The following is a 26,655-nucleotide window of genomic DNA, read 5'->3' as shown; positions in this document are numbered from 1 at the left end:
ACAAGGCTGGCTCCCCTTCCGCCCTCTCTCCCTCGCCTAACACGACAACGCCCCGCACAAAGGCAGGGCGTTGGCCATACGCTTGAGAATGGATTGGTTAGGCTTGGGCGCTGTCCAAGTCGTCCAGGCTCGGTACATACTCCATTTGCGCTTCTAGTTCTTTCAACCGGCGGTTAAAGCCAATGGGCGATGGGTATTCACGTTCGTCGGCTTCGCAGGCGAGCAATGACGGTATCTGTAAAGCCTCTGGCGTGGGCACCGGTTTGGCTTTGGGCATGACGTCCATCAATAGTTTGCCCAATGCAGCATGTTGGCGGCGCTCAATCTCTTCGCTAGTCCACCGTCGACTAGCATTATCCATCAAGGGATCGATACTGCTCCCTGGCTGGCTTGATACGTCAATTCCTAACCTCGCCATGTGAGCATAATCGTTGTAAGTCCCTTCATGAATGCGTTTAAACAGCCTTGGCAGCTCAGCGCTCAAGGCGACCATTTCCTCACTGTTGCTCATATTCTTAAGACATTTCATCAACCTCTTGCGTGATGAAATTTCCGCCATACGACCGATAGCTCCCTCCAGCGGTTGCCGGGCCAAATGCGTTTGCATCTTGAGCCATTCCTGTTGCGGCTCAAGCAGCTCGATCATTTCCTGGGTCTGCTCGGCTTCAGACGTCAGCTGGCCTTTTTGCTTAAGCTGGTCACGTACCGCCTTGCTCTGCTCCCCGAACCCTTTCACGAAATCTTGCCGCCAAGCATCCTTCGTTGTGTTCGTCTGTTGCTGTAGGGCACCGAGCGTTTTCCGTAGCTTGGCCAACCTGCCAGCCGCGTTTTCGAGCTTCGAGCGCCGGGCGAGGTAAGTGGCGCGTAGCTGCTCGATCTCCGTCTCCAGCTCGGTTTCAGTTTCACCGCTCACGGCAGCTTCGGGGGCTTTGAAGTGCTTGTTATCTGTTGCTTGCATGGTGCATTGCTCCTGCTCAGGTGCTTGGGTGGTGGCTGGTGTCTGCTCAGTCATGTTGGCCTCACTGTTGGCATGGGTGCGCGGGTGAAACGGTGGAGCCAAAGCCCCACCAACGGGAAATGTTTAGCTGGGTGAAAAACGCCTGCCAGGAAGGGAAAGGGGTCGACTGCACTAGGCTGCTTGAAATTGTTCGCAGTGCGAACAAGATCCTTCCCCCTGTGTGTTTCCACCCTCTAGGTCGCAAAAATCGTGGCAACAAGGCAACAGAGGCTATTACACTGATTTTAATAGTTTTTTTAGTGGCAACACTGTTGCCACGGTTTTTTGAAATGGCAACAGACACACAACTACATAGGTACATAAAGATATGTGTTGCCATTGTTGCCACCTCTCTTATTACTAAGGCAACGCTAGAACCCGCGTGGTTACTGGCCGTTGCCTTGTTGCCACTGTTGCCACAGAAACTAGGTTCACGCGTAGTTAGGTTCATGAGCTTATGGGCCGAAACTCCTCTTTCCTGGCAGGCGTGATTTTCCCCTCTATATAATTCCTCTCTCTGACACACGAAAAAGGCGGCAACAAGGCAACAGCCATAAAGCCTATTATTTTCAGTGCTTTGCAGGTTGCCATCCGTAGCCGCTATTTTTGAGACGGCAACAGATAGGGAGAGAACGCCAGAATTCGCCCATAACGCCTGGTTTTTCATGCGCTCCTCCGCTCTGTCTCCAGTTTGTCGGGATCAATGACGAAAAAGCGCGTGCTCCCTCCCCCTGGCAGGCGGTAGTTTTTCTGGCTGCGGCCGCTATCTGTCTTGGCCAACACACCGTAGGTTTCCAGGGTGCGGATAACACGCTCTCGGCCATAGCCTGAGGCGGCCTCGCTCAATGAAGCGCGGTTGAACAGGTAAAGACGTTTTAAGCCCTCTATTTCGTAGTAACCGGCACGGTGCTTAACATTGGGATTAGGCAAGGTAGCGGCGATGTCGGAAAAGCGGCTGTCACCGTGCATAGCGATAAAATCCGATAGCGCGCTAAGTATTTGACGGTCTTCGGCATTACCATCACCGACCGTAAGCAGCCACTCCTCAAACAGTTGGCGGCAAGCACTAGCAGCATCGTCGGCCTTCCAGGGTAAAAGCCCGTAACTAATGGCTATCTCCCCCGCCAGCGCGATAATGGCGAACCGATCCGCCACCCTGCCCGCTTGCGGCCCTTCAGCTTGAAAACCATCACGTACTTCAGCAAAACGCTGATAGAAAACGTCAGGATCAGTCTCTTTAATCAACCGCTCCACGAACGCAGGCCCCACCATGCCATAGTGGTGCGCGGTTGCTGTTGTCAGCTTCCTATGGAATGCAGCGCCACTCATGCCGTGAACATCATCAAAGGCGCGATAGGTGCGGGTGCCTGCGTTTACGTCCACCATGCGCAGCTCTGCCCCGGCGTGGGCGGCATTGCCTGAAATGGCTGCATGCTCAGAAAGTGACCGCTCCCCACTGGAAAGCGCCAAAACCCGCCAGTAAAGCTTGGGCCGCCCTTCCCGCTCCCGCGTCATGGTGCCTTTACCGGTGCCGTTAGCGATGGCATAGGCCATTTCTTGTACCCGCTTGGGATCGGCGCGTTTGATCTCGTCCAGAATCAGCACCGTGTCATTGCGTGACGATGCCTCGATCTCGATACCACCCCGCGACATATCCCAAGAAGCCGCAAAACGGCTGGGGTCGCCCCACACTGAGGCGGCGATAGCCTGAGCCAGTGACTTACCGCTTGAGGAGTCCCCCACCAAATGCACGCCACCGCCGTTTACGCCTACCTTTGAAAGCAGGGGCCCCGCCAGTGCGCAGCAAACAGACAGGATCAGTACCGGGTTTCCCTGACAGTAGTGCGCCAGTTCGCTTTGCCAGCTTTCCAGCGTGCCCCGTTCAGAAAATAGGTGGGCACCCTTGCCGCTGTCCTGAAAGCGCACATCCTGGCCGCCTAAGATTTTGCTAGGCAATACAAAGGCCCCGCTTGCATCGTGCCAGCCCGGTTTCGTCGTGGTGGCCAGCACTCGGTTTAAGTCGTGATGACTGGCGATATAGGCAGGCACATAGCGGCGCTGGTGGTACTCCACTTTTAAGCCCTGGCGGAAAAGGGCTTTTAATATCTCCTCGCCCTTCCCGGCCAGTGCTTCCATGGGCATGACGTATTCAATGACCTTTCCCCGGTGCTTGAACCGCAATAAGCGGCCTACGCTGCCGTCATCGCTGTTTAGCGTTTCAGCATCCACATGCAGTGGCGCACAGATCCATAGGTCAAACGGTTGGCCGATATCATCGCCTTGGCCCTGCTTAATACCGTGGAACCATGTACCCGCCCGAAACAGCTTCCCATCCACCAGGGTTTGCCCTTCGTAAACGGCGTAGCTTGGGCGTTCTAAGGTGTCGATCTCCGGCGCAGTGGGTTGGCCAACTAGCGCAAGGTGGCTTTGCTGCTCGCGTTTTTTCTCACTCATGGAGGCCCCCTTGTTGGCGATACCAGCACGCCAAATCGTTAAAATCAGTCAAGATATGCGGGGCTTCTTTCGGCCAAGTCGGGAACAGCACCAATGCCCCCACCGCTAACGCGGCGGCATTGGCGGCCGTGCGGCCAGGGTTTCCAGGGGTAGCGCGGTCATCGTCGCCTGCAATGACCATTTCTAGGTGGCCATAGCGCTCACATAGGCCACGCGCCACCGGCTCTAAATTGCCCGCGTGCATGGCACACGCCACTGGCTCGCGGGTGTGGGCGTGGATCGTGGCCCCGGTAGCCCAGCCCTCACAGACATAAAGGGTCTTTCCAGGCATGACACGGCCAAGCGGGGAGTAAGCGCCCAGCACCTGCCCTCCTTTCAAAAACCGCTTATTCCCTTGGGCGTCGATCAGTTGCACATTGACCAGCTCACCCTCCGCATAAAGCGGCACCATTAGCTGGCCTTTCGGTGTTTGTCGCAGCCGGTAAGGGCTAATCCCTTTGCTCACCAAATACGCATGGCCAGGGCAAGCAGGCTGGCCATTGAGCCAAAGCTGCTTGGCCAGTTGGGCGGCTTTGTGTTGAGCCGCTAGGCGCTGCGCTTCCGCATGCTGGCGTAGCTGGTTTTTGGTGGGTGTAACGGCAATGGGGGGTGAGGCTTGCGCCTCACCGTTACGATGAAAAATACCCAGCCCCAACCGCTGATCGATCATCATGGCGGCGTCTACCTGCCGACAGCCGCGCAGGTAGCTAAGCAGCGACACAAGGTCGCCACCGTGGGCGTCAGGATCAGCAAAATCGTTCCACTTGCCGCTGGCCAGTGACACACCAAACGAGCCTTTCCCCTGGTCGTCGCGGGCCGTGTTGCGTGCTACCCATTCGCTGCCCTGGCGCGCACCATCGGGCAGCCATTCAGCCACTAGCGTTTCAGCGTCATTAAGCGAGGCAATAGCCACTTGCTGGATTTTTTGAACGGTCGTCTTAGCCATGACGCGCCCCCCTCTTGGCAGGCGGTATTTGGCGGTTGACGGTTTTGCGCGCCACAAGGAAAAGATCAGACGCATCGGCCAGTAAAATACGCGATGCGATAGCCACGTTGGCTAAATCACGCGCATCAGCGCTGGCCCCTGGTGTATCCAGTTGGCAGAGCGACAGCATCAAATTGCTGACTGCCTCCAGGCGCATCTCTGCGTGTTCAAACAGTGTGTCGCCATCGGCGCGTGGGTCGATCAACATGCACTCTGCCTCTGTCAGGCAAACGGCATCTTCAAGGCGTGGGGGGATGGATGAATTAAGCATTACCCACCTCCTCGACGCACAGGCGTTCAAGCTCGATAAGTAATTGGTCGTGTTCTTGATAAGAGAGGGCGTGTAGCGCGGTGGCCATGCGTGCCATACCCAACAACTGGTGAAGCTGTTCAGGCTTACGGTTAACACGGTAGGCAATCAGTTTTGCACCGATTAGCGCAGTAGCGATATGCGAGGGGGAAATTTGGGTGTGCGTGTACGCACCTTGGCTTTGATTGGCCATGGGTAAGACTCCTTTGTGTTTGGAGTCACCAACAACCGTTCTCACGCGATTGGAGGCGACTGTACGCAGGGTGAGAAACCGGTCACAAAGGAAACCGGCCACGCCGAAGCGTGCCCACGCACAGCCGCCATAACGACGCACTACAGGCATGAAAAAAGCGCCTGCAATGGTAGGGGCGCTGTAGCGCCTTTGTGAACTCGGGTTCTCACGCCCGGCTGTAGATTTTGCTACAGCACCACCATCATAAGCATTCCCTAGTGTTCCTCGCAAGCTTTTCAGGCAGCAAATGTTGCTCAATTTGATAGGCTTCATGACTTCCCTTTGATGTAACTTCGCTTGGCCCCAGTGCTCCCCGCTCTGGGGCCTTTTTTGCGATCTTTGGGCAAAACTTCCCCATACCCGCTGGGCTTGGCCCAGCAGCGTTATGCCTATTTGACAGGGTTAGGGGGTTAGCAGTCGGTAAGGATCTCGGTGGACGGCTGGTGACGGTTGAAGCGCTCCAAGCCATCGCCCTGGCCATCTAACCATTTAGCGCTAATATCACCGGTCGAACCTTTGCGGAATGCTTTTCGGCTGGGTGATTTGGTGGCGTCTACCATGGCGGCCTCAAGCTTGACCACATCGTCAGCGGTGAGCTTTAGCGTGGTGCCGTTGATAGTGAATTCAAACTGGCTCATGCGTGGCGCTCCTGTTGGTGTGTGGTCATGCGTAGCGGTGCGGGAATGCCTTCCAGGCGCTGGCGTTTGCGTTCTTCCAAGCAGTTAGCGATCCAGCTATCCACCTCCTCCTCTAGCCACGCAACGCTTTTGCCGCCAATCGGCACCGGGGCCGGGAAAGTGCCCTGGCGAATACCGTCATAAATGGCAGAACGGCTTTTGCCGGTTTTCTGCTCGACCTCCTTGCGACGCAACAGGCGGTTACCTAGCTGGATCTTGTTCACCGTTCTGAATGGCGGTGTGTGAGTGGTGAGTTCAGGCATTGATTTGTGTCCTCGCTGTGTCATTCCAGGCAAGTGCCCTAGTGGCCCTATGAAGCTTGACGGTTATCGAAATGACGCGCCATCGATGCGCGTTGTGCCACGATTCCCGCACAACGGGATGGCACGCGAACGATTTTTGACAGCTAGCCGGGTATCCAAAGCGGCTTTGGATGACAAAGGAGCGATTGGTTTTTGATGAGCCATATGATGGGTTCCTTTAGCTAGTGGCGACGCTGCAAGCCTTACGCTTGAGACACCACTAGCTTGACGAGGAACGGGGAGGACTACCAGAAGGTGTTGTTGTAAGAAAAGTGCTTTTCTACAACAAAAACACATCAACATGATTTGACTTTTCAAACTGTAAACATGCGCTACTTGGCTAGTCACCACTGTAGAAAACAGGAGAAAAAAGCAGCATAGTGTTTAGCAGGTATTAAAACCTAAAAAGACAAGCATGGCTTAATTTTGCATCTTTATTCTTGTTGTAGAAATGACAAAATCTACAACAAGAAGTCTCACTTTTTCGCGTATTGACTAATTTCAAGGCTAAGGTCAGTGTCGAATTTTGCCCTTTCCCCCAACGCTTACGCTCTCCTCAATTGCCAGGAGCACCATGGAAGTGTCTACGACGGCCGATTGCCCATGGTGAAGGTTTGTCATAGCAATGATATGTGCATATTCAGCCGGAATATGCGAACCATCGTAGGCATACTTTGAGAACGCGTAACAAGCATCATCAGGCACCCAGACAGTAAACCCCAGGTTACGCGCCGTTCTTACCGTACCCTCAATTGATCCATCACTAGTCGCGCCACAGATAACCAACTGCTCTATACCGCGCTTCCTCAACCAAGACTCTAACTCAGTATTCAAAAAAGCATCGGGTATGCTTTTATCTATAATGTGCTCATTGGGTAATGGTTCAAAGGCTGGTTGGAAGTTAGAGCCTGGACAGCCAGGAGAAAATTGCGACTCTGGGTCTCTTGATAGGTGACGCACATGGATAACAGGTAATGAGTGCTCTCTCCAGGCATGTAGCACCTTAAGCATATACAACTCTGCTTTAGGGTTATTACGTTTAAAACGAAACGAGCACAGCGCATTAGCATTTTGCTGATCGATAATAATCAGTGCGCATTGGCTTGGTTCCAAACCATCAAGCCCGAAAGGCTTAAGAGGATCCTCGCCTGTGGAGTCAGTGAATGTTTCTTCAGTTTTAAAGCGCTCACCACATGCCTTGTTTTTACACTCTCGATGAATGACGTAATAGCCGCTCGTCATTTTCCGACTTGTGCGAATCCTAGTCGGAGTGTCACACCTTGGGCAATGAACAGGGATTTTGAACCTCATTCCAACCTCGCTGCTATTTTATCTAAGTAATCCGCCCAAAACTGCATCATAGCGGGCCGCTGCTCCGGGGCCATGTGCTGGGCATGGGTGTAAACGCCTTCGATCCCTGGCAGCTTGTGCGATAGCTGTAGCTCTATCCATTCCCTGGGGTAGCCCAGCTCTTTTAAGCCGGTGGCCACCACATGGCGGGTGCCGTGGGGTACGTGCCTCCCCTCATACCCCATACGCTTTAGAGCCATGCCAAAAGCGGCATCGGAGATTGGTTTTCGTGGGTCATTACGGCCAGGAAAGAGCAATTTGAAGGGGGCTGTTAGTTTGTGAAGGTAGCGAAGCTCGTCCACCGCCTGGGCAGGCAGGGGCACTTGATGCGCCCTGCCCATCTTCATGCGTTCGGCGGGGATCTTCCAAACGGCTGCATCTAAGTCGAACTCAGTCCACTCAGCCCGGCGTAGCTCTCCAGGCCGAACGGCTGTCAGTAGCAACAGCTTTAGCCCAATGCGCACCATGGGGCTTTTATCGTACGCCTCAATATCGCGCACAAGCTGTGGAAGCTCACTTTGGGGGATATGGTGGAAGCTACCCCGCTTGTAGGGCTTGAGCGCCGTTTGAAGGTCGGTAAGGGGGTTGTAGCTGGCTCTACCCGTAATGATGGCAAAGCGGTAGATATCACGACAAAAGGCGTGCAGGCGGCGTCTCTGTTCAAATTTCCCTAACGCTTCAAGCGTGCGCAGTATGTCCAGCCATTCGAGAGGCAGAATGCTCTCTATCGGCCGATTCCCCACTTTGGGGAACACATACATTTCAAGCACGCGCCTGCTGTCATTGGCACGCTTAGAACTCTCTTTCCAGCGCGGCACCATGGCGGCGTGCCACTCCATGGCCAGCACTTCAAATGTGTTTTCAGTTGCATACTGGCGTTGGCGTTTGTCGCTCTGCTTTTGCTCTATAGGATCAATGCCTTGGGATATTAGACGCCTCATATCCGTCCGCTTCTCCCTTGCTTCAGCAAGGCTCACTTCAGGGTACTGGCCAAGGCTGATCATGTTGCGTTTGCCGTTAGGGCGTGTGTAGCGCAAACGCCATCCACGGCTGCCATTGGTTGAGATCCTAAGTTCTAATCCCATGCCATCTGAGAGGGTAATAATTTTCGTGCCGGGCTTAGTTGCGTTTATTTGTCGGATAGTTAGCGCCATGGAGGTATACCGAGTATTTCCGAATGGAGGCATATACCGGACTGTATACCACTTGAAAGCGGGATTTGGAAGGAACTGTGAGGAACAACGAGGAGCTAAAAAACCATGTATTTCAGAGTATTGTACTCTTTTTTAGGCCTTCCCAGGACTTGTAAAGAACCCCAGTTGGCGTCCCTGGCAGGAGTCGAACCTGCGACCTGCCGCTTAGGAGGCGGCTGCTCTATCCTACTGAGCTACAGGGACTAACGTCGTCCAAACTTGCGGGCGCGTAGTATAACGCGTCAGCTTAGGCAGGGCCAACCGAGTTGCGCTATTCAACTCTATATCCAGCCGAGTAAACGCAGCGCAAAGACGCCCAGCGTAACGGTAATGCTCGCCATCAGGGTGGTAATGGCGATGATATTGGCGGCCAGAGCCACATTGCCGCCTATTGCTTTGACCATTACAAAACTTGCGGCAGCGGTGGGGCTGGCAAAGAACAGAAACAGTAAGCCCAGCTGTTCGCCGGAAAAGCCCACCAACCAGGCCGCCACGGTGGAGAGCACCGGTAGTGTTACCATCTTCATCAAACTAGCGCCAAGTGCCACTTGGCTGCTGTCACGCATGCTCGACACGGAGAGCGTCGCACCAATACAAATCAGCGCCAACGGTAGTGTTAACGAGGCAAAATAGTCCCCTGAGGTCATCACCCAACTAGGCAGTGGGATCGAGAGCGCGGTAAAAGGTAATGCTGCAAATACGGAAATAATGAGTGGGTTTTTCGCTACATGTTTGAGCAGGCTGCGCCAATCGGTGGATTGACCTGGTTGGTAAAATGCCAGCACGATGACCGAAAGCGCGTTATACATCACGATGACCACGCCCAGCAAAAGACTGCCCGCTGACAGGCCATAGTTACCGTACATGCCCGCCGCTAGCGCCAAACCCACTATCCCACAATTGCCGCGAAACGCGCCTTGAACGTAAATACCACGATCCTGAGGTGCTACACGGTAGCGCGCCCAGCCCCAACTGAATAAAAACTGCCCCAGCGTTGCCACAGCAAAAAACAGCATCAGCGAAACGTCCAGCGCAACGCTTAGGTCAGCTTTAATCAAACTAAGGAAGATTAGCGTGGGGAGTGTTGCTTTGAATACCAGCGCAGAAGCGGTCGAGACGAAGGCACTATCAATCCATTTCAAGCGCTTAAGGCCCAGGCCTACAAACACCATCGCAAAGACAGGCAGCGTGACATCCAGCGTGCGGGCAAACAGTTCAAGTAGGTTCACAACAGTATCTCAGTCAGCCTTGATTTTAAAAACTGGCTTCTAACGACAAGTTCAGCATCTGCTTATACTCTACTGCTGGACATGTTTTGTCGACTGCTAAGCACGCCAAGCCACTGCACAGGCTTAGAGTGCTTATATGAGAAACTATTTGGGCGAATCGAAAAGCGCCATTACGTCATCGTTATTGTGAGGCATATTGACAACTACCCCATCGCGTCCCATCCCTTTGGCTTTGTAACTACCGGCATCGGCCCGTGCCAAAACGTCAGACACATTAGAATCCTCTTCATCAAAGGTGGTAACGCCAATACTGAGTGTAACCATGTACTCTTTGCCTTCATGGGTAACAGAGATTTCCCCTACCGACTGACGCAGGGATTCAGCGATTCTCCTTGCCTGAGCCAAGGTGCAGCTGGGGAGCAGTACACCAAACTCATCTCCCCCTTGGCGCGCCACATGGTCGCTACGGCGGACTTCCCAGGCAACCACCTGAGCAATGCGGCGCAACATCTCATCGCCTAGAGCATGGCCACCTTCATCATTGATGGGTTTGAAGTGATCCAAATCAAACAACAAAAGAGCTGAAGGCGTGCTGGTTTTTTGGAAATCGGCAAAGGCTTCTTCTAGGCGGCGCTCAAAGCCTCTGCGATTCAACAGGCCGGTTAACGGATCATGTTCTGCTTCCCAGCGCTGTATGGCTTCCTGCTCCCGGCGCTCAGTAATATCCTTAACTACGCCCACTAAACCAAGAGTCTGTCCATCTTGAGAAAGCGTGACTACCCGAGCATGTATATCTAGCCAAAGAAGTTCGTTATCGCTGCGCAAAAAACGCAGTTGGCGAACAAAATCACTACCGGTGCGCAGGCTATGTAGCCACATGTCTTTAGCTCCATCACGATCAGACGTGTGGATCTGCTTAAGCCAAGACTCCATAGGCGAGCCTGGAAAAATGCCCAGCATCTCTAGTAGCGCAGGGTTCATGTAAGTAATGTCACCTTTAATATTAGCGACAAACATACCCTGCGGCGCTGCATTCAGTACCGAGTCAAGAAACGCCTCGCGCTCTTGAAGATTGCCTAACAACAGCTGTCGTTCATCTTCCACTCGGTTAAAGGTGCTCGCCACCTGCTGTAGCTCTTGCATCTTGGTAGCCAAACTGACGCTCTCACGGTGCCCTAAACCCACCTCGCCAATCTGCTTCTCCAAATGCCTCAAAGGTGTAAGCACTCGGCCCAACATCCACCACAGCAAAGGGAACATAAGTAAAACAAGTACAACCCATGCCCACCAAAGCTGCCTGATAAAATCTGCTAGGGGAAGTTGTACTTGGGAAATAGGCATGTAAAGGCCAACGACCCATCCAGCAGGCCAAATCTGCGCATAAGACTGTAGCCCCATTTCCCCACTCACAAGCCGACCTACAGCATCACCTTCCCAGCCATCCAGCGCCAAGTCCAGCCATGGGTTCAATGCCTTACTGGGCACAGAAGCATTAATTAACGAATTATTAGGATGGTATAAAACCTTACCCGAAGCAGTAGCAACACCAGCATAGCCTTTTTCACCCAAGCGCACTTTAGCTAAACGGCTAAATATCCCTCCTGAATCCAAGCTAAGGATACCTCCAATAAAACCGTCAAACTCGCCTTGCTCGGTAAAGCGTGGCACGCCCACTAGCACCATTGGCATGCCGCTCGCACGACCGACAAAGGGCTCACTAACATAGGGACGGCGAATACCGCGAAGCATACGAAAATACTCAAGTTCAGCGGTTTCGAGCCCTACGCGACCAACGATTGCAGGCCAATCAGCAATAATCTCGCCATCACTGTTGGCAACCACAATCCCCTCAAACCAAGCTAGCAGGCTATCGTTCTGCTGCAGTTGATAGCTGATCCAACTCGCATCCTCGGTGGTGCCGATCATTTCGTTTAAGCGCTCTAATGCTTGGAAGCGCATCTCGATTTGTTGGGTTACCTCATCAGCAAGTAGAGTGGCTTCATAACGTAAGTGCGACATATTAGTCTCTTGCACCATAGTCTTTCCGACTTGCCACGCCATACCCAGCACCAACGCGATCAGCAACAGCAAAGTAAAGGAGAGCCCCAGCAAAAGGCGCCCCTTTAAGGAACTGAAAGAAAATAGATTTTTTAGCAGATAGGCAAAGCGCACCGATTATCCTTTTTTATGCATACTTTACTTAATTCCAGATCCTGAAGAGCGGTATCAAGGGTACATAGAGTGGGCGAATCTACCAAAAAAGTGACGATCATGCGCGTTGAATAAATCAAACTTAAGGTAATTTTTTTTATCATGCAAATAGTTGCTGTGGGTAGAAAAAATAGTGAGCACTCACAATGCCTGAATTGATAACCCCCTCCAATTGACGTATGTTCGCCCGCCTACCCCTGTTACCTCAAGCGGCCTTATGTATGGCGAAACGAACGGCAGGTTACACATCCCCAGGTATTCGCAAGCTGGCTACCTTGCCTGCACTGCTGCCCGAATTTGACCAATTCGTCCGAATAAGCTCCCTTAAGAAAATGCCCGAGGCGGTGATTGGCTGGGGGCTAAAACCCACTAGTGTAAGCGCTAGGCAGTATGCCCAACGCCATCAACTGGTCTATATCGCATTAGAAGATGGCTTTCTACGCTCGTTAGGGCTAGGCGTAAATGGCTTTCAGCCGCACAGTTTGGTAGTCGATGAGACCGGCATTTATTACGACGCCTCACGCCCTTCTGATTTGGAAAACTGGCTCAACACAGCCAGTTTCAACAATGAAGAGTTAGAGCAGGCTGAACGATGCATGGCATTGATCGCTCGCTATCGGCTCTCCAAATATAACCACTCCCCCGATCAGCCGATTAACGATGCCAGCCGGGCGAGTGTATTAGTGGTCGACCAAACCGCTGGGGATGCCTCAATTCACTACGGGGGCGCTAGCGCGAGTAGCTTCAACCAGATGCTTGAGGCGGCGTTAATAGAGCACCCCGACGCCGAGATATTAGTCAAGATCCATCCTGACGTTATCGCGGGTAAAAAACAGGGCCACCTACTTAACGCCGCAGACCACCCGCGCTGCAGGGTCATCGGTGAAGACCTCAACCCCTGGGCGCTATTTGACCAGGTTGACCACGTTTACGTCGTGACCAGCCAGCTCGGCTTTGAAGCACTGCTGGCCGGAAAGCAGGTGCACTGCTTTGGTATTCCGTTTTATGCAGGTTGGGGGCTTACCCATGATCAACTGCCCTGCCACCGCCGTCGTGTAAAGCGCACCTTAGTTGAGGTCTTTGCCGCCGCCTATTTACGCTATTGCCGCTACGCTAACCCTTACACTCAGCAGCCTGCCACGCTGGAAGAGACCATTGCCTTGATCGCCGATCAAAGGCGCCAGCAGGAGCGCTATCGGGGAAGCTGGCGAGCATGCGGGTTCTCTACTTGGAAACGTCGCTTTATTGGTGACTTTCTAGGTGCCTTCGCACGTGTGAACTATCAAGCGAAGCTTCCCGAGAGCGAGCAGCCCGATGAACGGCTGCTGGTATGGTCAAGCCGTATTGATGCAGACTTTAAATGCCAGCACGCCCAACACATGGAGAAGCTATGGCGCATGGAAGATGGGTTCATTCGTTCAGTGGGGCTGGGAGTCGATCTTACTCAGCCGTTGTCGCTGGTGATTGATTCACAGGGTATCTACTACGACCCCAGCCAACCCAGTGATTTAGAGACGCTGCTCAATAGCGCCCCCTTTAGTGACGACCTGCTGCAACGTGCGCTGCAGTTACGTAAGCGATTAGTGGCGCTCAAACTCACCAAGTACAACGTACGTGGAAAGGCAGGGATCGAGCTGCCCAAAGGGCGTTACACCATACTGGTGCCTGGCCAAGTAGAGAGCGACGCCTCGATTGCCACCGGCTCGCCGCACATTAATACCAATAGCGGGCTGCTAAGCGCCGTACGTGACGCGCACCCGGATGCTTATATCGTCTACAAAGCCCATCCCGATGTATTGAGCGGTGCGCGTGTAGGAGCACTCGATACCGATGCCAAACGCCTGTATGATCTAGACGCCAGCGATATCGACATCGCAACCTTGTTAGAGCGCGTCGATGCAGTGCATACGATGAGCTCTTTAACCGGCTTTGAAGCACTTTTGCGCAAACGAGAAGTCAGCACCTACGGCCTACCGTTTTATGCTGGCTGGGGCTTAACTCAGGATGCGCTTAGCTGCCCACGCCGTACGCGTTCACTCTCGCTGGATGCCTTGGTCGCCGGCACCCTGATTCTCTATCCCGGCTATGTAGACCCAACGACCCGCCAGCTATGCAATGCTGAAACCGTCGTCAGCCTGTTGGAACAGGCAAGAACACACAAAAACACCCTTACATGGAAACAGCATATCTACCGCTGTTATCGTAACTTGTTGATCGGAAGGCATTGAGTTGAAGCATCAGAAGCGTGCATTCTTATTTTTGCAGGGCGTTTGCTCACCTTTTTACCAGCGCTTAGCCAAGCGCTTGGTGAACGATGGGCACCGTGTCGTTAAGGTCAACTTCAATGCGGGCGATATCGCCTACTGGCAGCGCACCCACGGTCAAAGCCATCTGTTTCGTGGCCCTACCGCTGAACTACCTGGCTATATCAAGTCACTCTGGCAGCGGTACGCGATCACCGACCAAGTAGTATTCGGAGATCGTCGCCCGATTCATCGCCCAGCAGTGGATAACGCCGCCGCGGCCGGTGTACGCACCCACGTATTTGAAGAGGGCTACTTTCGCCCGTTCTGGATCACATTGGAGCGCGAAGGCGTTAACGGCCACTCGCTACTGCCCCGTGACCCAAGCTGGTTTTATGAAACCGGCAAAGCACTGCCCGAACTACCCGCCCCCGTGCGTTTTCGCTCCTCGTTTAAAATTCGTGCCATGCACGATGTGGGCTACCACTTGGCCGGGCTAGCCAATCCGCTGGTTGCGCCGCACTACCGCAATCACGCACCGATCACCGCCCCGGTCGAGTACGCGGGCTACCTGAAGCGTTTTGCTCAGTTAAAAGCCGCTTGGAAAAAACGCGATGCCGAACGCATCAAAGCGTTGATCGAAAGTGGCCGCCCCTATTTTATGCTGCCGCTGCAGCTAAATAGCGATGCGCAAATTCGCGATCACTCCCCCTACGCCAATATGCAGGAAGTGATGGACGATGTGATGGCCTCGTTCGCCAAGCACGCGCCCAGCGATTCTCTGCTATGTATTAAAAACCATCCTTTGGATATGGGCTTGGTCAATTACCCCAAAGTCATTAAGCAACTTGCCGAACGCCACGGCCTGCAAGGGCGCATCGTCTATCTAGAGTCTGGGGATCTCAACGCCCTGCTCAAACACGCCAAGGGCAATGTCACCGTTAACAGCACCGTGGGCATTGTTTCGCTGGAGAAGAACTGCCCCACCTACGCGCTTAGCGACCCGATCTATAATCTGGATGGGCTAACCTACCAAGGTGACTTAGCGGATTTTTGGCAGCAGCCGCAGCCGCCTAACAGCGAGCTATTTGGTTATTTTCAAAAGACCGTGATGCATGCCGTTCAAGTTAACGGTGGCTACTACTGCCAGCCCGGTATCGATTTAGCCGTGGATAACGCCGCCCGCATACTCGAAGCCTGCCCATCGCCGTTGGAGAAGCTTCTGTGAACGTTGTTGTGAAAGAAGCTGCAAAAGAGGCTGAGAGCCCATCTCTACACTCACGCTGCGTGCTGATCACTGGCGCCACCGGCGCGATTGGGGGCGCCCTGGCAAACGCCTATGCCGATCCCAGCACCCACCTGGTATTGCACGGACGCCAGCAGGAGAAGCTAGAGGCGCTTGCCACCACTTGCCGCCAACAAGGTGCCCAGGTCACCCTCTCAACCATCAATCTAACCGATGATCACGCCCTGAAAAGCTGGCTAGCCGAAGTCTGCGCCCAACAGGTACCGGACATCTTGATTGCCAATGCGGGCAAAAACACCCACCCCCAAGGGCCTGATATCTTAGAGCCCTGGGCAGACGTGCAGGCGCTGTTGGATATCAACCTGAAAACCCCCATCGCCATGGTGCAACACCTAGTGCCAGCCATGCAGACCCGCGGCAGCGGTCAACTGGTGCTGATCAGCTCGCTTGCCGCATGGCACGGTTTACCGACCACCCCCAGCTATAGCGCCAGCAAAGCAGGCATCAAAGCCTATGGCGAAGGGCTGCGCGGGCTACTTGCGCCCCACGGTATCGGCGTCACGGTGGTCATGCCCGGCTATGTCACCTCACCGATGTGCGAGGCCATGCCCGGCCCCAAACCCTGGGAGTGGCCGCCCGAGCGCGCGGCCAAGGTAATTAAACGCGGTATCGCCGCAAACCGTGCGCGCATCAGCTTCCCCTTCCCACTTAATTTTGGCACCTGGTGGCTGGCGGTACTGCCCGCAGGGGTTTCGCAATGGTTGATCAAGCGACTGGGCTTCAACCACTCAGGAGAGACACCCCATGATTAGCGCGCTGATATGGCCGCTACTCGTGGGGCTTTTGATCAGCGGCCTGTTTGAAGCCCTGCTTAGCCCTCGGCCGCGCCCATTTTGGCAGCGTGGAGCAGCGGCCAATAGTGTCCACCTTGGCTCATGGCTTCTACTTTTCGGGCTGTTGGTGTTGTTACTCCAGCGCCCCTGGTTTGCGGTGATGGTTTTTCTCTCGCTGCAACTGGTGGTGGTGCAGTCGAGCAACGCCAAATCGCATACGCTCAACGAGCCGTTTATCTGCCATGACTTTGAATACTTTTGGGACGCTATCCTGCACCCGCGCCTCTACGTGCCCTTTTTCGGCGTAGGTTTGGCGATTGCCGCCAGCAGCGCCGCCGCGGTGGCGATTGGAGGGTTCTTTTACTGGGAAGGGTCGCTGGTCACTAGCGAGGGCACCAGCCGCTTTCTAACCAATGCGCTGGGGTTAATAGCCTTGGGCACACTGCTGCTTGCTATTAGTGTCCGCAGGCTGCCCGCCATCACCTTACAGCCCATAGACGACATGTACCGTTTAGGACTTTTCGCTAGCCTATGGGCCTACGGCGTAGCGCTAATGCGCGCTCCCGTTCCGACGCCAAAGCAATCGCCCTTTCACGCCTTAACGCCGGTGGCGAGCGCGCATCAGGGCAAGCAGCCACTGCCCAACGTGGTGCTGGTGCAGAGTGAATCGTTTTTCGACCCGCGCCCCTGGTGTAAAGAGGTTGATGCCAATCTGCTTCGCCATTTCGACACCACTCGTGCAAACGCCACCCTGCATGGCGCATTAAACGTGCCCGCCTGGGGTGCCAATACAGTGCGCACCGAGTGCGCGGTATTAACGGGCATTGCACCCGGCCTCTGGGGCGTTCGCCAGTTCAACCCTTACCGCACGCTTGCCCGCCATCCAATGCCCAGTTTAGCGAGCGCGCTAAAAGCAGCAGGCTATCGCACGGTTTGTGTGCATCCGTACCTGGCGAGCTTCTATTTTCGTCACAAGGTGATACCCCAGTTAGGCTTTGACCACTTTATAGATATCAATGCCTTCCAGAGCAGCGACAAAAACGGTCAATACGTTAGTGACCAGGCAGTGGCACGAAAAATTGGACGGCTGCTTGAAGATGACGATAATAGACCGCTATTTGTATTTGTTATCACCATGGAAAATCACGGCCCGTTACATTTAGAAGCACCGAACCAAGCAACGTTAGCCGATACGCTGCCCGGCGCTCCTTGGCCGTTACCCGATCATCTGCGTGACTTAGCGGTCTATTTGCAGCATTTAAGTGAATCCGACAAGATGTTGGTAAGCGTTAAAAATTCGCTGAATACTGCAAAGCGACCGGGCCTGCTAGGCTGGTATGGGGATCATGTTCCCATTCTGCCTGAGGCGTATGCACACTTCACGCCGCCTGATGGCCGCACTCCCTACATGGTATGGTCAACAGAGAGTTGGGTGACAGCAGGGGTAGGGGCAGCAAACGCTTACGAGCCATTTGAGCTAGCCGCAAACGAACTTGGTGTCCAGTTATTCAAACAGGTGTTTGGACACGATATAAGTAGCGATGTGATCAAGGTAGAACCAGAACCTCAGGAGCAAGAATGACTAAACGCGTTGCCATCATCGGCGCCGCCCATCGTTTCCCCGGCACCACCCCTGAAACGTTCTGGCAGGATCTGCAAGCCGAAAAAGATTTAGTGACTGAAGTGGCCGCTGACCGCTGGAGCCACGACGTTTTTATGCACCCGGATAAGCGCCACCCGGGTACCAGCGTGACCTTTGCCGCCGGTAGCCTGGGCGACATCAGCGGGTTTGACGCTGAGTTTTTTGGTATTTCGCCCCGTGAAGCGGCCAATATGGATCCTCAGCAGCGCATGCTTCTAGAGCTCGCCTGGGAAGCCATGGAAGACGCCAGCATTCTGCCCAGCTCCCTGCGCGGCAGCCAGTGCGGGGTATTTTTGGGCGTGGCCAGCCTCGACTACTCTTATCGCATCGCGGACGATATGGCAGCGATTGATGCCTCCACCGCCACTGGCAACACCTCCAGCATCGCCTCGAATCGATTGTCTTACGTGTTTGACCTGCACGGCCCCAGCATGTCGCTGGATACTGCCTGCTCGTCCTCCATGGTGGCCTTTCACCAGGCCTGCCAATCGATTCGCAGCGGAGAAACCAGTATGGCGCTGGCAGGCGGCATTAGCCTGCACCTGCATCCCTATGGCTTTATCATCTTCTCTAAAGCCAGCATGCTCTCACCTACTGGCCGCTGCCAGGTATTCGATGAGGCGGGTAACGGCTATGTGCGCTCCGAAGGGGCAGGCATTTTCCTGCTAAAAGATTACGATCAAGCGGTTACCGACGGCGACAATATTATTGCCGTGGTGGCAGGCTCCGCGGTGAACACCGACGGCTACAAATCTGGCCTAACGGTGCCTAACCCAAGTGCCCAAATTGATCTAATGAAGCGCGCCTATGAACAGGCGGGCATCTCGCCGGATGAAATCGATTACCTGGAAGCCCACGGCACCGGCACCGCCGTTGGCGACCCCATTGAAACCCGCGCGATTGGTGAAGCACTCGGCCAGCAGCGTAAAACGCCGCTGCTGATTGGCTCGGTAAAGAGCAACCTGGGCCACCTGGAAACCGCTTCCGGCGTGGCGGGTCTGGCCAAGGCGCTCTACAGCATTCAGCACCGCGAAGTCCCGGCCACGATTGGCATCCGCAAACTCAATCCGCGCATCAAGTTTGATGAGTGGAACATCTCGGTGGTCACCAAAGGCCAGCCGCTGAAAAAACAGGGCCGTCTGGTTATCGGCGTGAACTCCTTTGGTTTTGGCGGGGCCAACGCCCACGTTATTTTAGAGAGCCCGCCCGAGCGAACAAAACCCGAACCGCAGGCGCCAGACTCACCGCTACCGATCCACCTTAGCGCCCGCAGCGAAGCCGCGCTCAGCCAAAGCGCCGAAACGCTCGCCAACTACCTGCGCGAGAACGACTTACGCGAAAGTAGCGACATCAGCCTGTACGACATCGCTTATACGCTGTTCCACCACCGTGACCGGCATAGTCATGGCGCGCTGCTGTTTGCACAAACGGCTGAAGAAGCCGCCACGCAACTCAGCGAGTTTGCCGCGGGTGAAACCAACGGCGTTACCACACTCGAGCGCTTACCCAATGCGGTAGGCCCAGTGTTTGTTTACGATGGCAACGGCTGCCAGTGGGAAACCATGGGGCGCGATCTGCTCAGCGATTCGCCAGTTTTCGCCGCGGCGATTGATCGCGTCGACGCACTCTTTCAGCAGCACGGGGACTTCTCGCTACGCGCCGAACTGGAAGGCCGCAATGGGGAGAACCGTTTCCCGCTAACTGAAATCGCCCAGCCAGCGCTGTTTGCACTGCAGGTGGCACTAACCGAGTGGCTGCACGACCAAGGCATTACGCCCACCGCGGTCTTCGGTCATAGCGTGGGTGAAGTGGCGGCGGCCTGGGCCAGCGGTGCGTTGAGCCTGGAAGATGCGGTCAAAGTGATTTACTACCGCAGCGACTACCAGGGTAAAACCCGTGGCCTCGGCGAAATGACCGCGGTGGCCATGAGCGCTGACGACATCGCCGCGTGGCTAGAAAAGTCCGAGTTCAATCAGGTATGCCTGGCCGGTATTAACAGCCCGAAAGGCATTACGCTGGCGGGCGATAGTCAACAGCTCAGCGCTCTGGAAGCCGCCCTGGGCGAGCAGGATGTATTTGCCAAACGCCTGCCCCTGGACTACGCCTTCCATAGCCCCGCGATGGACAGCATTCAAGCTGGGGTCATTGATGCGCTGGCCGATATTACCCCGCGAGCCACGCAGATCCCCTACTACTCCACCGTGACCGGTACGTTGAGTGACGGGCTTGAGCTGGATGCCACCTACTGGTGGAAAAACATTCGTGAGCCGGTGCTGTTCGACGCCGCCGCTAGCGCGCTGATCGAGCAAGGTAATAACGTCTTTGTAGAGATTGGCGCCCACCCCATTCTGCGCCGCTACCTCAATGAGTCACTGCGCCAGCTGGAACGTCCTGGTTTGGTATTTGGCACCATTGAGCGCCACAAGCCTGGCCTTGAAGGTTTGCAACGTAGCCTAAGCCAACTACTGCTGAGTGGCCTTAGCCTGGCTAGCCGCCACTTCCCGGTGGTCGGTCAGCGTGTGCCGCTACCGCGCTATGCCTGGCAGCGCAGCCACCATTGGGTACACGGCACCAATGACGGCCAAGGCCTGCTGTCACGCTATTATCAGCACCCACTGCTGGGCTACCCGTTAGCGCAGCACGAACACACCTGGGAGAGCCAGCTCGACACCCAACGCCAGCCCTGGTTGGCCGACCATGTGGTGGGCGAAGGCGCGGTGTTCCCCGGTGCCGGTTTTGTGGAACTGACGCTGGCGGCGGCGCTGCAGCTAAAAGACAGCCCGTTGCTGGATATCGAAGAGTTGGAAATCCGTGCCCCGCTGCTGCTGGACGGCCCCTATGGCCGCACCATGCGGCTTAGCTACCTACCGGAAGATGGCCGCCTGGAGATCCACTCCCGCGAACCTGCCACCGGGGTAGAGTGGCAGTTAAATGCCGTGGCCCGCACCATGCGTGAAAGCCGTGGTTTCCTGCTCAACCGCACAGCGCCGGTGATGCCTACTCGTGCCCCGGACTACACGCTGGAAGATCACCTGCAGATGGCTGAGCGTATTGGCCTTCACTATGGCCCTGCCTTTCAGGCTATCTCCAGGGGCTGGATTGACGGCGATGCAGTGATTGGTGAAATAGCCCTGTCGGATGAAGTCCAGGCGCAGCTCAGCACATTGCACGTGCACCCCGGCATTCTGGATAGCGCCTTCCAGATGTTTATCCCGCTGCTCGCGCAACATAGTGAGTTTGCCACCCAGCTCGCCTTTGTGCCGGTTCGCGTGGAACGTATTCAAGTGAATACCCAGGCAGGCGTGCCGGTTCTCGCCCGCGCCGTGATGGGTAAGCGCGCACCGCACTCCTTTACCGCCGATTTCGAGCTGTATGACGCCGCCGGTAACGCCGTTGCAGTACTGAGCAAAACCCGCTTCAAAGCGATTCGACTCAACCGCGCCCATCATCAGCACTTCAGCTATTTGGATGTGGAACTGACGCCGGCGCCGCTACACGCAGAACCGCTGGCACTACCTGCCGATGCGCTTGCTCGTCTTGCAGATATCGCCAGCGTTTACGGCGAAAGCACCGGCCAGCGTTACGGCAACGAAGTCGCCCCTCTGCTCGATAGCCTTAGCGAAGCCTTTGCTCAGCAGGGTCTCGGCGTCGATAGCGAAGAAGCGCAGCACTCGCCGGACGTTATCTGGCAACTGCTGGTGCAAGACTACCCCGACTATTTTGCGCCCATTCACCTGGTGGGCCGGTTAGGGCTTCACCAACAGGCGCTGCGTAGCGGCACCAGTGACCTGGAAACCCTGGGCATTAGCCACGACCACTTGGCGCGATTAAACCGTGTGTTAGTGGGCGAAAGCGGCTGGCAAGCGTTGGCAGGCGAGTTAGCCGAGTTAATAGATGCGCTGATCGCAGAGCTCCCCGCCGGGCAGCGTTTGCAACTGCTCGAAGCAGGCCCCAGCGCGCCAGCGTTGGGCGAACGCCTACTGGAACGCAGCGCTCAAGCGCTGTATCACGACCTTACCCATTACCGCGTGATCACCACCCTCGACAGCACGCGCCATCAGGCAGAACAGCTGCAAGAGCGTTTCCCGCTGATGGATATGCAGCACCTTGGCCAAAACGAGGTTGCTGCGCTAACCGCCCCCATCGGTGTTGAAAAGGCTCAATTGGCGTTTGTAAGCGTGGATATCACCCACCCGGCCGCCACGCGTCAGTTAATCGAAGCATTACCTGAGCAACTCGCCCCTGGCGCCCAGGTCATGCTGATTGGTATCGCCCCAAGCCGCTGGCTGGATGATCTGCTGGCCACGCCCGGCATCGACCAAACCGCCCTGGAGCAAGATACGCTCATTAGCTGGCTAAACGACCAAGGCTTTGTGGTTTCCGCGCCGATGGCGCTGGAAGAGAGCGACAGTGGCGCTTACCTGCTCCATGCGCACTACCCTTTAGAAACGGCTGCGAGCACATCAAACACGGCGCAACGGCGTCACTTGGTGGTCGCCGACCACAACAGTGAAGCGCTGGCGGCCAATCTGGTCGAGGCACTGCAATCGCAAGGCGCTTCCGCGCTGCTCAGCGTTAGTCAGAGCGCGCCTGCTGAGCTGCTGGCTCATGCATTGGCTCAACCTGAAATGGCCCAAGCCGCACCTGATAATCAGGGCGAGCTAACCCTCAATGTAATTGACCTGCGTGGCCTGGGCGCGAACAGCACTGAAGCGCAAACCGCCCGCTGTAATCACGCTCTGCAGTGGACGCTGGCCTTAGAGCAGCACTCACTTGCTGCCTCTTTATGGTTGGTGACCAACGGGGTAAGCGCTTTATGGCAGACAACGTCACCCGCCAGCGCGACAGACGCCCCTGGTGATGCCGTGCTGTGGGGCTTTGGCCGCTCGCTAGCCAACGAAGCCGTCGGCCATAGCGTCTACCTGCTGGATATACCGGCAGCCGTCAGCGAGCCTGCGTTACACGCCTGGGCCACCCTACTGACTCAACCAGATAGCGAAAACGAAGCGCTGATCGATAACCAGGGCCATCGCTTTGCGACGAGGCTGCGCACCCTGCCCGCGCCGCACCCAGCTGCGGAAGGGCAAACTAATGAACAGACCAAGCAGCCGCATCAGGCGATGTCACTGGGCTTTGCCATGCCCGGCCAGCTGCGCCAATTAACCTGGCGCCCGCGCCCGTTGCCACAAGTCAGTGCCGACGAGGTGGAAATCAGTGTTAAGGCCACCGGGCTTAACTTCCGCGATGTGATGTACACCCTGGGTTTGCTCTCCGATGAAGCGATAGAGAACGGCTTCGCCGGCCCCACCCTCGGCCTTGAGTTTTCAGGCGTGGTCAAGGCCGTGGGCAGCAACGTCACCCACGTGGCGCCGGGGCAAGCCGTGGTCGGCTTCGGCCCTGCCAGCTTTAGCGACAAGGTCATTGCCAACCAGCACGCCGTTGCAGCACTGCCGGAAGGCATTAGCTTTGCCGCCGCGGCGACGATTCCGACGACCTTCTTCACGGTCTACTACGCGCTCAAGCATCTGGCGCGAGTCGAACCTGGCGAAAAAATCCTGATTCACGGCGCCGCGGGCGGCGTGGGCATTGCAGCGCTGCAAATAGCCCAGTGGCTGGGAGCGGAAATTTACGCCACGGTGGGCTCCGAAGAGAAGCGCGACTTCCTGCGTCTGATGGGCATCGAGCGACTCTATGACTCGCGCTCGCTCACCTTCGCCGAAGAAATCCTGGAAGACACCCAGGGCGAAGGCGTGGATGTGGTGCTCAACTCTCTGGCCGGGGAAGCGATCAACCAGAACCTGCGCGCCCTGCGCCCGTTCGGCCGCTTCCTGGAGCTGGGCAAACGCGATTTCTACGAAAACACTCATATTGGCCTGCGCCCGTTCCGCAATAACCTCAGCTACTTCGGTATCGACTCCGATCAGCTAATGAAGGTGCAGCCTGCGCTGACACAACGCCTGTTTGGCGAGATGATGGCGCTATTTAACGACGGTACCTTAAGCCCGCTGCCGTTTACCTCGTTTAGCCACACCCAGGTAATCGACGCCTTCCGCTATATGCAGCAGGCGCGCCAGATCGGCAAAGTGGTAGTGACCTATGAACAACCCATAGCGCCACCCAAGAACGAGGTGTTGGGCACGGCAGCGATGCAGGTCTCCGCAGATGCCAGCTACCTGGTCACCGGCGGCCTGGGTGGCTTTGGGTTAAGAACTGCTCAGTGGCTGGTAGAGAAAGGCGCGCGGCAGTTGATCCTACTCAGCCGCAGCGGCCCTACCAGTGAAGAGGCTCAAGCAGCCATTGCGTCGTTTGAACAGCAAGGCGTTACGGTACTCGCCGCCGCCTGCGATATTACTGACCGCACTGCGCTGGCCGATGTGCTGGAGCGCGCCAAGGGTGAACTAGCACCGCTGCGGGGCATTGTGCACGCCGCCACGGTGATCGACGACGGACTGATCCGCAACCTGGATGCCGAGCGCATTCAGAAAGTGTTAGCGCCCAAAATCGATGGCGCCCGCCACCTGGACGCACTCACCCGCGAGGCGGAACTGGAGTTCTTCGTGCTCTACTCATCGGCCACCACCCTGTTCGGCAACCCCGGCCAGGCCAACTACGTGGCCGCCAACCACTGGCTGGAGGCGTTCGCCGCCAATCGCCGTGCCGCGGGTTTACCAGCCACCTGCATACGCTGGGGCGCCATTGAAGATGTCGGCTTCCTGGCTCGTAACACCCGCACCCGTGATGCGCTGCAAGAGCGCCTGGGCGGTTCCGCGCTACGCTCGGATGACGCGCTGAAAGTGCTTGAGCAGATGCTGCTGGCCCCTGGGCCAAGCCTAGGTGTGCTGGAACTAGAGTGGGGTGCGCTTGCTCGCTTCCTACCCACTGCCGAAGCGCCGCGCTTTAACGAAATTGCCCGCGCCAGCGACGACGACGGCAGCGCGGATGCAGATGACGACATCAGCGCCCTGCTCGCCGACCTCTCACCCGAGGAGCTGCACAGCACGGTCACCGATCTACTGCGCGCCGAGCTGGCCAGCATTCTGCTGATTGATGAAGAGAAGCTCGATATTCACCGCTCGGTCTACGATATGGGCTTCGACTCCCTGATGGGCGTTGAGCTAATGACCGCTATCGAGAACCGCTTGGGCGTTCAGGTGTCAGTGATGGTGCTCAGTGAAGCATCGACACTCGACAAACTGGCGGGCGTGCTGATTCAGAAAATGCATCAGCACGACGATGTTGAAGACGCTCCGCAAGATGCGATAGCCTCACTGGCCGCACAACATGGCACTGAAGATTTAGGCCCTGAAGGGCTCACCACTGAGCCTGCGTCCGCTTCCTCATCACCCGCGACTGAGACTCCATGACCGCTAAGCGCTCTGAACTGAAACAGCAATTGTTGGAACAAGCACGCCGGCGTACTACGCCGCGTGCTGCCAGCGCCACGCCCTCTTCCAATGGGCAAGGCGGAGAGCAACGCACGGTACCCGAGCGCTTCACGCGCTTTGATGCCCAGCCGGGCTATCAGCAAATCGCCATGATGCGCCAGGCCGCCGATCAGCTGGGCCTGGTCGACCCATTCTTCAAGGTCCACGAAGGCACCGCCGGGGCGACCAGCGTGATCAATGGGCAGACCTGCATCAACTTTGCCAGCTATAACTACCTCGGCTTTTCAGGCGACCCGCGTATCAATCAGGCCGCCTGCGATGCCGTGGCGCGCTACGGTACTTCGGTCTCCGCCAGCCGCGTGGTCTCCGGCGAACGGCCTATCCACCAAGAGCTGGAACAGGCCCTCGCCACTGCCTACAACGTTGAAGATGCGGTGGTGTTTGTGAGCGGTCACGCCACTAACGTCTCCACACTGGGCCACCTGCTGGGCCCTAAAGATTTAGTGCTCCACGACGAGTACATCCATAACAGCTCGTTGGTTGGCACGCAGCTTTCCGGCGCCAAGCGCATGTCGTTTAGCCATAACGACCCCGCCGCGCTGGAAGCCCTGTTGGCCCGGCATCGGCATCAGTTCGAACGCGTTCTGGTAGTGATCGAAGGGCTCTACAGCATGGATGGCGACATCCCTGAGCTGCCGCGTTTTATCGAACTGAAGCAACGCTATCAAGCCTGGCTGATGGTCGATGAAGCCCACTCCTTTGGGGTCATGGGCGACACCGGCCTTGGGCTGCGCGAGTATTTCGATATCGACCCGCGCGACGTGGATATCTGGATGGGCACCATGAGCAAAACCATGGCAGGCTGCGGCGGCTATATCGCAGGCAGCAAGCCGCTGGTGGAAACACTACGCTACCTGGCCCCCGGTTTTCTCTACAGCGTGGGCATGCCCGCCCAAGTCGCCGCCCCCTCACTAGCCGCGCTGCAGCTGATGCAGCAAGAACCCGAACGGGTTCAGCGCCTGCATGCTATTTCGCGCTACTTTCTTGAACAGGCCACTGCCCGCGGCTTGGATACCGGCAAAAGCATCGGTGCCGCGGTCGTACCGGTGATTATTGGCAGCTCCGCGGCGGCTGCCCGGCTTTCTAACGCATTGTTAGAACAGCACATCAACGTACAGCCAATTCTGCACCCAGCGGTACCCGAAAAAAGCGCACGGCTGCGCTTCTTTCTCTCCTGTGAGCATACCCAGGCGCACATTGACCAAACGCTTGATGCACTCACCGCGCTACTGCCATAATTTTGTAACGCTTTTCCAGACGCAAGGAT

General features: G+C 56.0%; 17 protein-coding genes and 1 tRNA gene. 6 read left to right on the top strand and 12 right to left on the bottom strand.

Annotation, left to right across the window (positions count from 1 at the left end; all coding sequences use genetic code 11):
* Positions 1-97: 97 nt before the first annotated feature.
* The 12 genes from RO22_RS07565 to RO22_RS07505 all read right to left on the bottom strand — a co-directional run bounded on the left by RO22_RS07565 (position 98) and on the right by RO22_RS07505 (position 11,940).
* On the bottom strand, positions 98-1,012 hold the full coding sequence (locus tag RO22_RS07565; RefSeq protein WP_041157970.1) for a hypothetical protein: 915 nt from the start codon (positions 1,010-1,012) through the stop codon (positions 98-100).
* Positions 1,013-1,660: 648 nt separating this feature from the next.
* Complete coding sequence (locus tag RO22_RS07555; protein ID WP_041157968.1) at positions 1,661-3,451, bottom strand: DUF927 domain-containing protein; 1,791 nt, start codon at positions 3,449-3,451, stop codon at positions 1,661-1,663.
* Complete coding sequence (locus RO22_RS07550) at positions 3,444-4,436, bottom strand: toprim domain-containing protein (RefSeq protein ID WP_041157967.1); 993 nt, start codon at positions 4,434-4,436, stop codon at positions 3,444-3,446. The genes RO22_RS07555 and RO22_RS07550 overlap by 8 nt, the downstream gene beginning before the upstream one ends.
* Positions 4,429-4,746 carry a hypothetical protein gene (locus RO22_RS07545; protein ID WP_041157966.1) on the bottom strand — a complete coding sequence of 106 codons (318 nt, stop codon included), beginning with the start codon at positions 4,744-4,746 and terminating at the stop codon, positions 4,429-4,431. Before RO22_RS07545 ends, RO22_RS07550 begins: the two co-directional genes overlap by 8 nt.
* Complete coding sequence (locus RO22_RS07540) at positions 4,739-4,978, bottom strand: hypothetical protein (RefSeq protein WP_041157965.1); 240 nt, start codon at positions 4,976-4,978, stop codon at positions 4,739-4,741. The genes RO22_RS07545 and RO22_RS07540 overlap by 8 nt, the downstream gene beginning before the upstream one ends.
* A gap of 449 nt (positions 4,979-5,427) precedes the next feature.
* Entirely contained in the window at positions 5,428-5,655 is a 228-nt protein-coding gene (locus RO22_RS07535) for a hypothetical protein (RefSeq protein WP_041157964.1), read from the bottom strand.
* Positions 5,652-5,957 carry a helix-turn-helix transcriptional regulator gene (locus RO22_RS07530; protein ID WP_052475555.1) on the bottom strand — a complete coding sequence of 102 codons (306 nt, stop codon included), beginning with the start codon at positions 5,955-5,957 and terminating at the stop codon, positions 5,652-5,654. Before RO22_RS07530 ends, RO22_RS07535 begins: the two co-directional genes overlap by 4 nt.
* A 552-nt stretch (positions 5,958-6,509) precedes the next feature.
* Positions 6,510-7,307, bottom strand: coding sequence for an isochorismatase family protein (locus RO22_RS07525; protein WP_084625283.1), 798 nt, complete (start codon positions 7,305-7,307; stop codon positions 6,510-6,512).
* On the bottom strand, positions 7,304-8,500 hold the full coding sequence (locus tag RO22_RS07520; protein ID WP_041157963.1) for a tyrosine-type recombinase/integrase: 1,197 nt from the start codon (positions 8,498-8,500) through the stop codon (positions 7,304-7,306). Before RO22_RS07520 ends, RO22_RS07525 begins: the two co-directional genes overlap by 4 nt.
* A 166-nt stretch (positions 8,501-8,666) precedes the next feature.
* A tRNA-Arg gene (locus RO22_RS07515) sits at positions 8,667-8,743 on the bottom strand.
* Positions 8,744-8,820: 77 nt separating this feature from the next.
* Complete coding sequence (locus tag RO22_RS07510; RefSeq protein ID WP_041157962.1) at positions 8,821-9,768, bottom strand: AEC family transporter; 948 nt, start codon at positions 9,766-9,768, stop codon at positions 8,821-8,823.
* Positions 9,769-9,912: 144 nt separating this feature from the next.
* Positions 9,913-11,940, bottom strand: a complete 2,028-nt coding sequence (locus RO22_RS07505) for a diguanylate cyclase (protein ID WP_152618898.1) — start codon at positions 11,938-11,940, stop codon at positions 9,913-9,915.
* 260 nt (positions 11,941-12,200) lie between these two features.
* Between RO22_RS07505 and RO22_RS07500 the strand changes: the two genes are divergently transcribed.
* The 6 genes from RO22_RS07500 to RO22_RS07475 are packed head-to-tail and all read left to right on the top strand — an operon-like array spanning position 12,201 to position 26,626.
* Positions 12,201-14,207 (top strand): capsular polysaccharide biosynthesis protein, encoded by a 2,007-nt coding sequence (locus RO22_RS07500; RefSeq protein ID WP_041157961.1) that lies wholly within the window; start codon positions 12,201-12,203, stop codon positions 14,205-14,207.
* Position 14,208: 1 nt separating this feature from the next.
* Positions 14,209-15,450 (top strand): capsule biosynthesis protein, encoded by a 1,242-nt coding sequence (locus RO22_RS07495; protein ID WP_041157960.1) that lies wholly within the window; start codon positions 14,209-14,211, stop codon positions 15,448-15,450.
* Positions 15,447-16,280, top strand: a complete 834-nt coding sequence (locus tag RO22_RS07490; RefSeq protein WP_235270475.1) for an SDR family NAD(P)-dependent oxidoreductase — start codon at positions 15,447-15,449, stop codon at positions 16,278-16,280. Before RO22_RS07495 ends, RO22_RS07490 begins: the two co-directional genes overlap by 4 nt.
* Positions 16,273-17,883: an LTA synthase family protein gene (locus RO22_RS07485; RefSeq protein ID WP_041157959.1), complete on the top strand. Its 1,611-nt coding sequence runs from the start codon at positions 16,273-16,275 to the stop codon at positions 17,881-17,883. The genes RO22_RS07490 and RO22_RS07485 overlap by 8 nt, the downstream gene beginning before the upstream one ends.
* The gene (locus RO22_RS07480) at positions 17,880-25,307 is read left to right on the top strand and encodes a type I polyketide synthase (RefSeq protein ID WP_041157958.1); all 7,428 of its coding nucleotides are present in this window, start codon (positions 17,880-17,882) and stop codon (positions 25,305-25,307) included. The genes RO22_RS07485 and RO22_RS07480 overlap by 4 nt, the downstream gene beginning before the upstream one ends.
* Positions 25,304-26,626, top strand: coding sequence for an aminotransferase class I/II-fold pyridoxal phosphate-dependent enzyme (locus RO22_RS07475; protein WP_009288306.1), 1,323 nt, complete (start codon positions 25,304-25,306; stop codon positions 26,624-26,626). Before RO22_RS07480 ends, RO22_RS07475 begins: the two co-directional genes overlap by 4 nt.
* Positions 26,627-26,655: the final 29 nt, after the last annotated feature.

The sequence above is a fragment of the Halomonas sp. KHS3 genome (genome assembly GCF_000830495.1).
In the GTDB taxonomy this organism is placed as follows: Bacteria; Pseudomonadota; Gammaproteobacteria; order Pseudomonadales; family Halomonadaceae; genus Vreelandella; species Vreelandella titanicae.
Note: the sequence above shows the minus strand (reverse complement) of the source record. Positions and strands in the feature narration are given on the sequence as shown.

Excerpts from the sequence above, each read along its gene's own strand:
- RO22_RS07565 (WP_041157970.1), bottom strand. The coding sequence starts at position 1,012 with ATGACTGAGCAGACACCAGCCACCACCCAAGCACCTGAGCAGGAGCAA.
- RO22_RS07555 (WP_041157968.1), bottom strand. The coding sequence starts at position 3,451 with ATGAGTGAGAAAAAACGCGAGCAGCAAAGCCACCTTGCGCTAGTTGGC.
- RO22_RS07550 (WP_041157967.1), bottom strand. The coding sequence starts at position 4,436 with ATGGCTAAGACGACCGTTCAAAAAATCCAGCAAGTGGCTATTGCCTCG.
- RO22_RS07545 (WP_041157966.1), bottom strand. The coding sequence starts at position 4,746 with ATGCTTAATTCATCCATCCCCCCACGCCTTGAAGATGCCGTTTGCCTG.
- RO22_RS07540 (WP_041157965.1), bottom strand. The coding sequence starts at position 4,978 with ATGGCCAATCAAAGCCAAGGTGCGTACACGCACACCCAAATTTCCCCC.
- RO22_RS07535 (WP_041157964.1), bottom strand. The coding sequence starts at position 5,655 with ATGAGCCAGTTTGAATTCACTATCAACGGCACCACGCTAAAGCTCACC.
- RO22_RS07530 (WP_052475555.1), bottom strand. The coding sequence starts at position 5,957 with ATGCCTGAACTCACCACTCACACACCGCCATTCAGAACGGTGAACAAG.
- RO22_RS07525 (WP_084625283.1), bottom strand. The coding sequence starts at position 7,307 with ATGAGGTTCAAAATCCCTGTTCATTGCCCAAGGTGTGACACTCCGACT.
- RO22_RS07520 (WP_041157963.1), bottom strand. The coding sequence starts at position 8,500 with ATGGCGCTAACTATCCGACAAATAAACGCAACTAAGCCCGGCACGAAA.
- RO22_RS07500 (WP_041157961.1), top strand. The coding sequence starts at position 12,201 with ATGGCGAAACGAACGGCAGGTTACACATCCCCAGGTATTCGCAAGCTG.
- RO22_RS07485 (WP_041157959.1), top strand. The coding sequence starts at position 16,273 with ATGATTAGCGCGCTGATATGGCCGCTACTCGTGGGGCTTTTGATCAGC.
- RO22_RS07480 (WP_041157958.1), top strand. The coding sequence starts at position 17,880 with ATGACTAAACGCGTTGCCATCATCGGCGCCGCCCATCGTTTCCCCGGC.
- RO22_RS07475 (WP_009288306.1), top strand. The coding sequence starts at position 25,304 with ATGACCGCTAAGCGCTCTGAACTGAAACAGCAATTGTTGGAACAAGCA.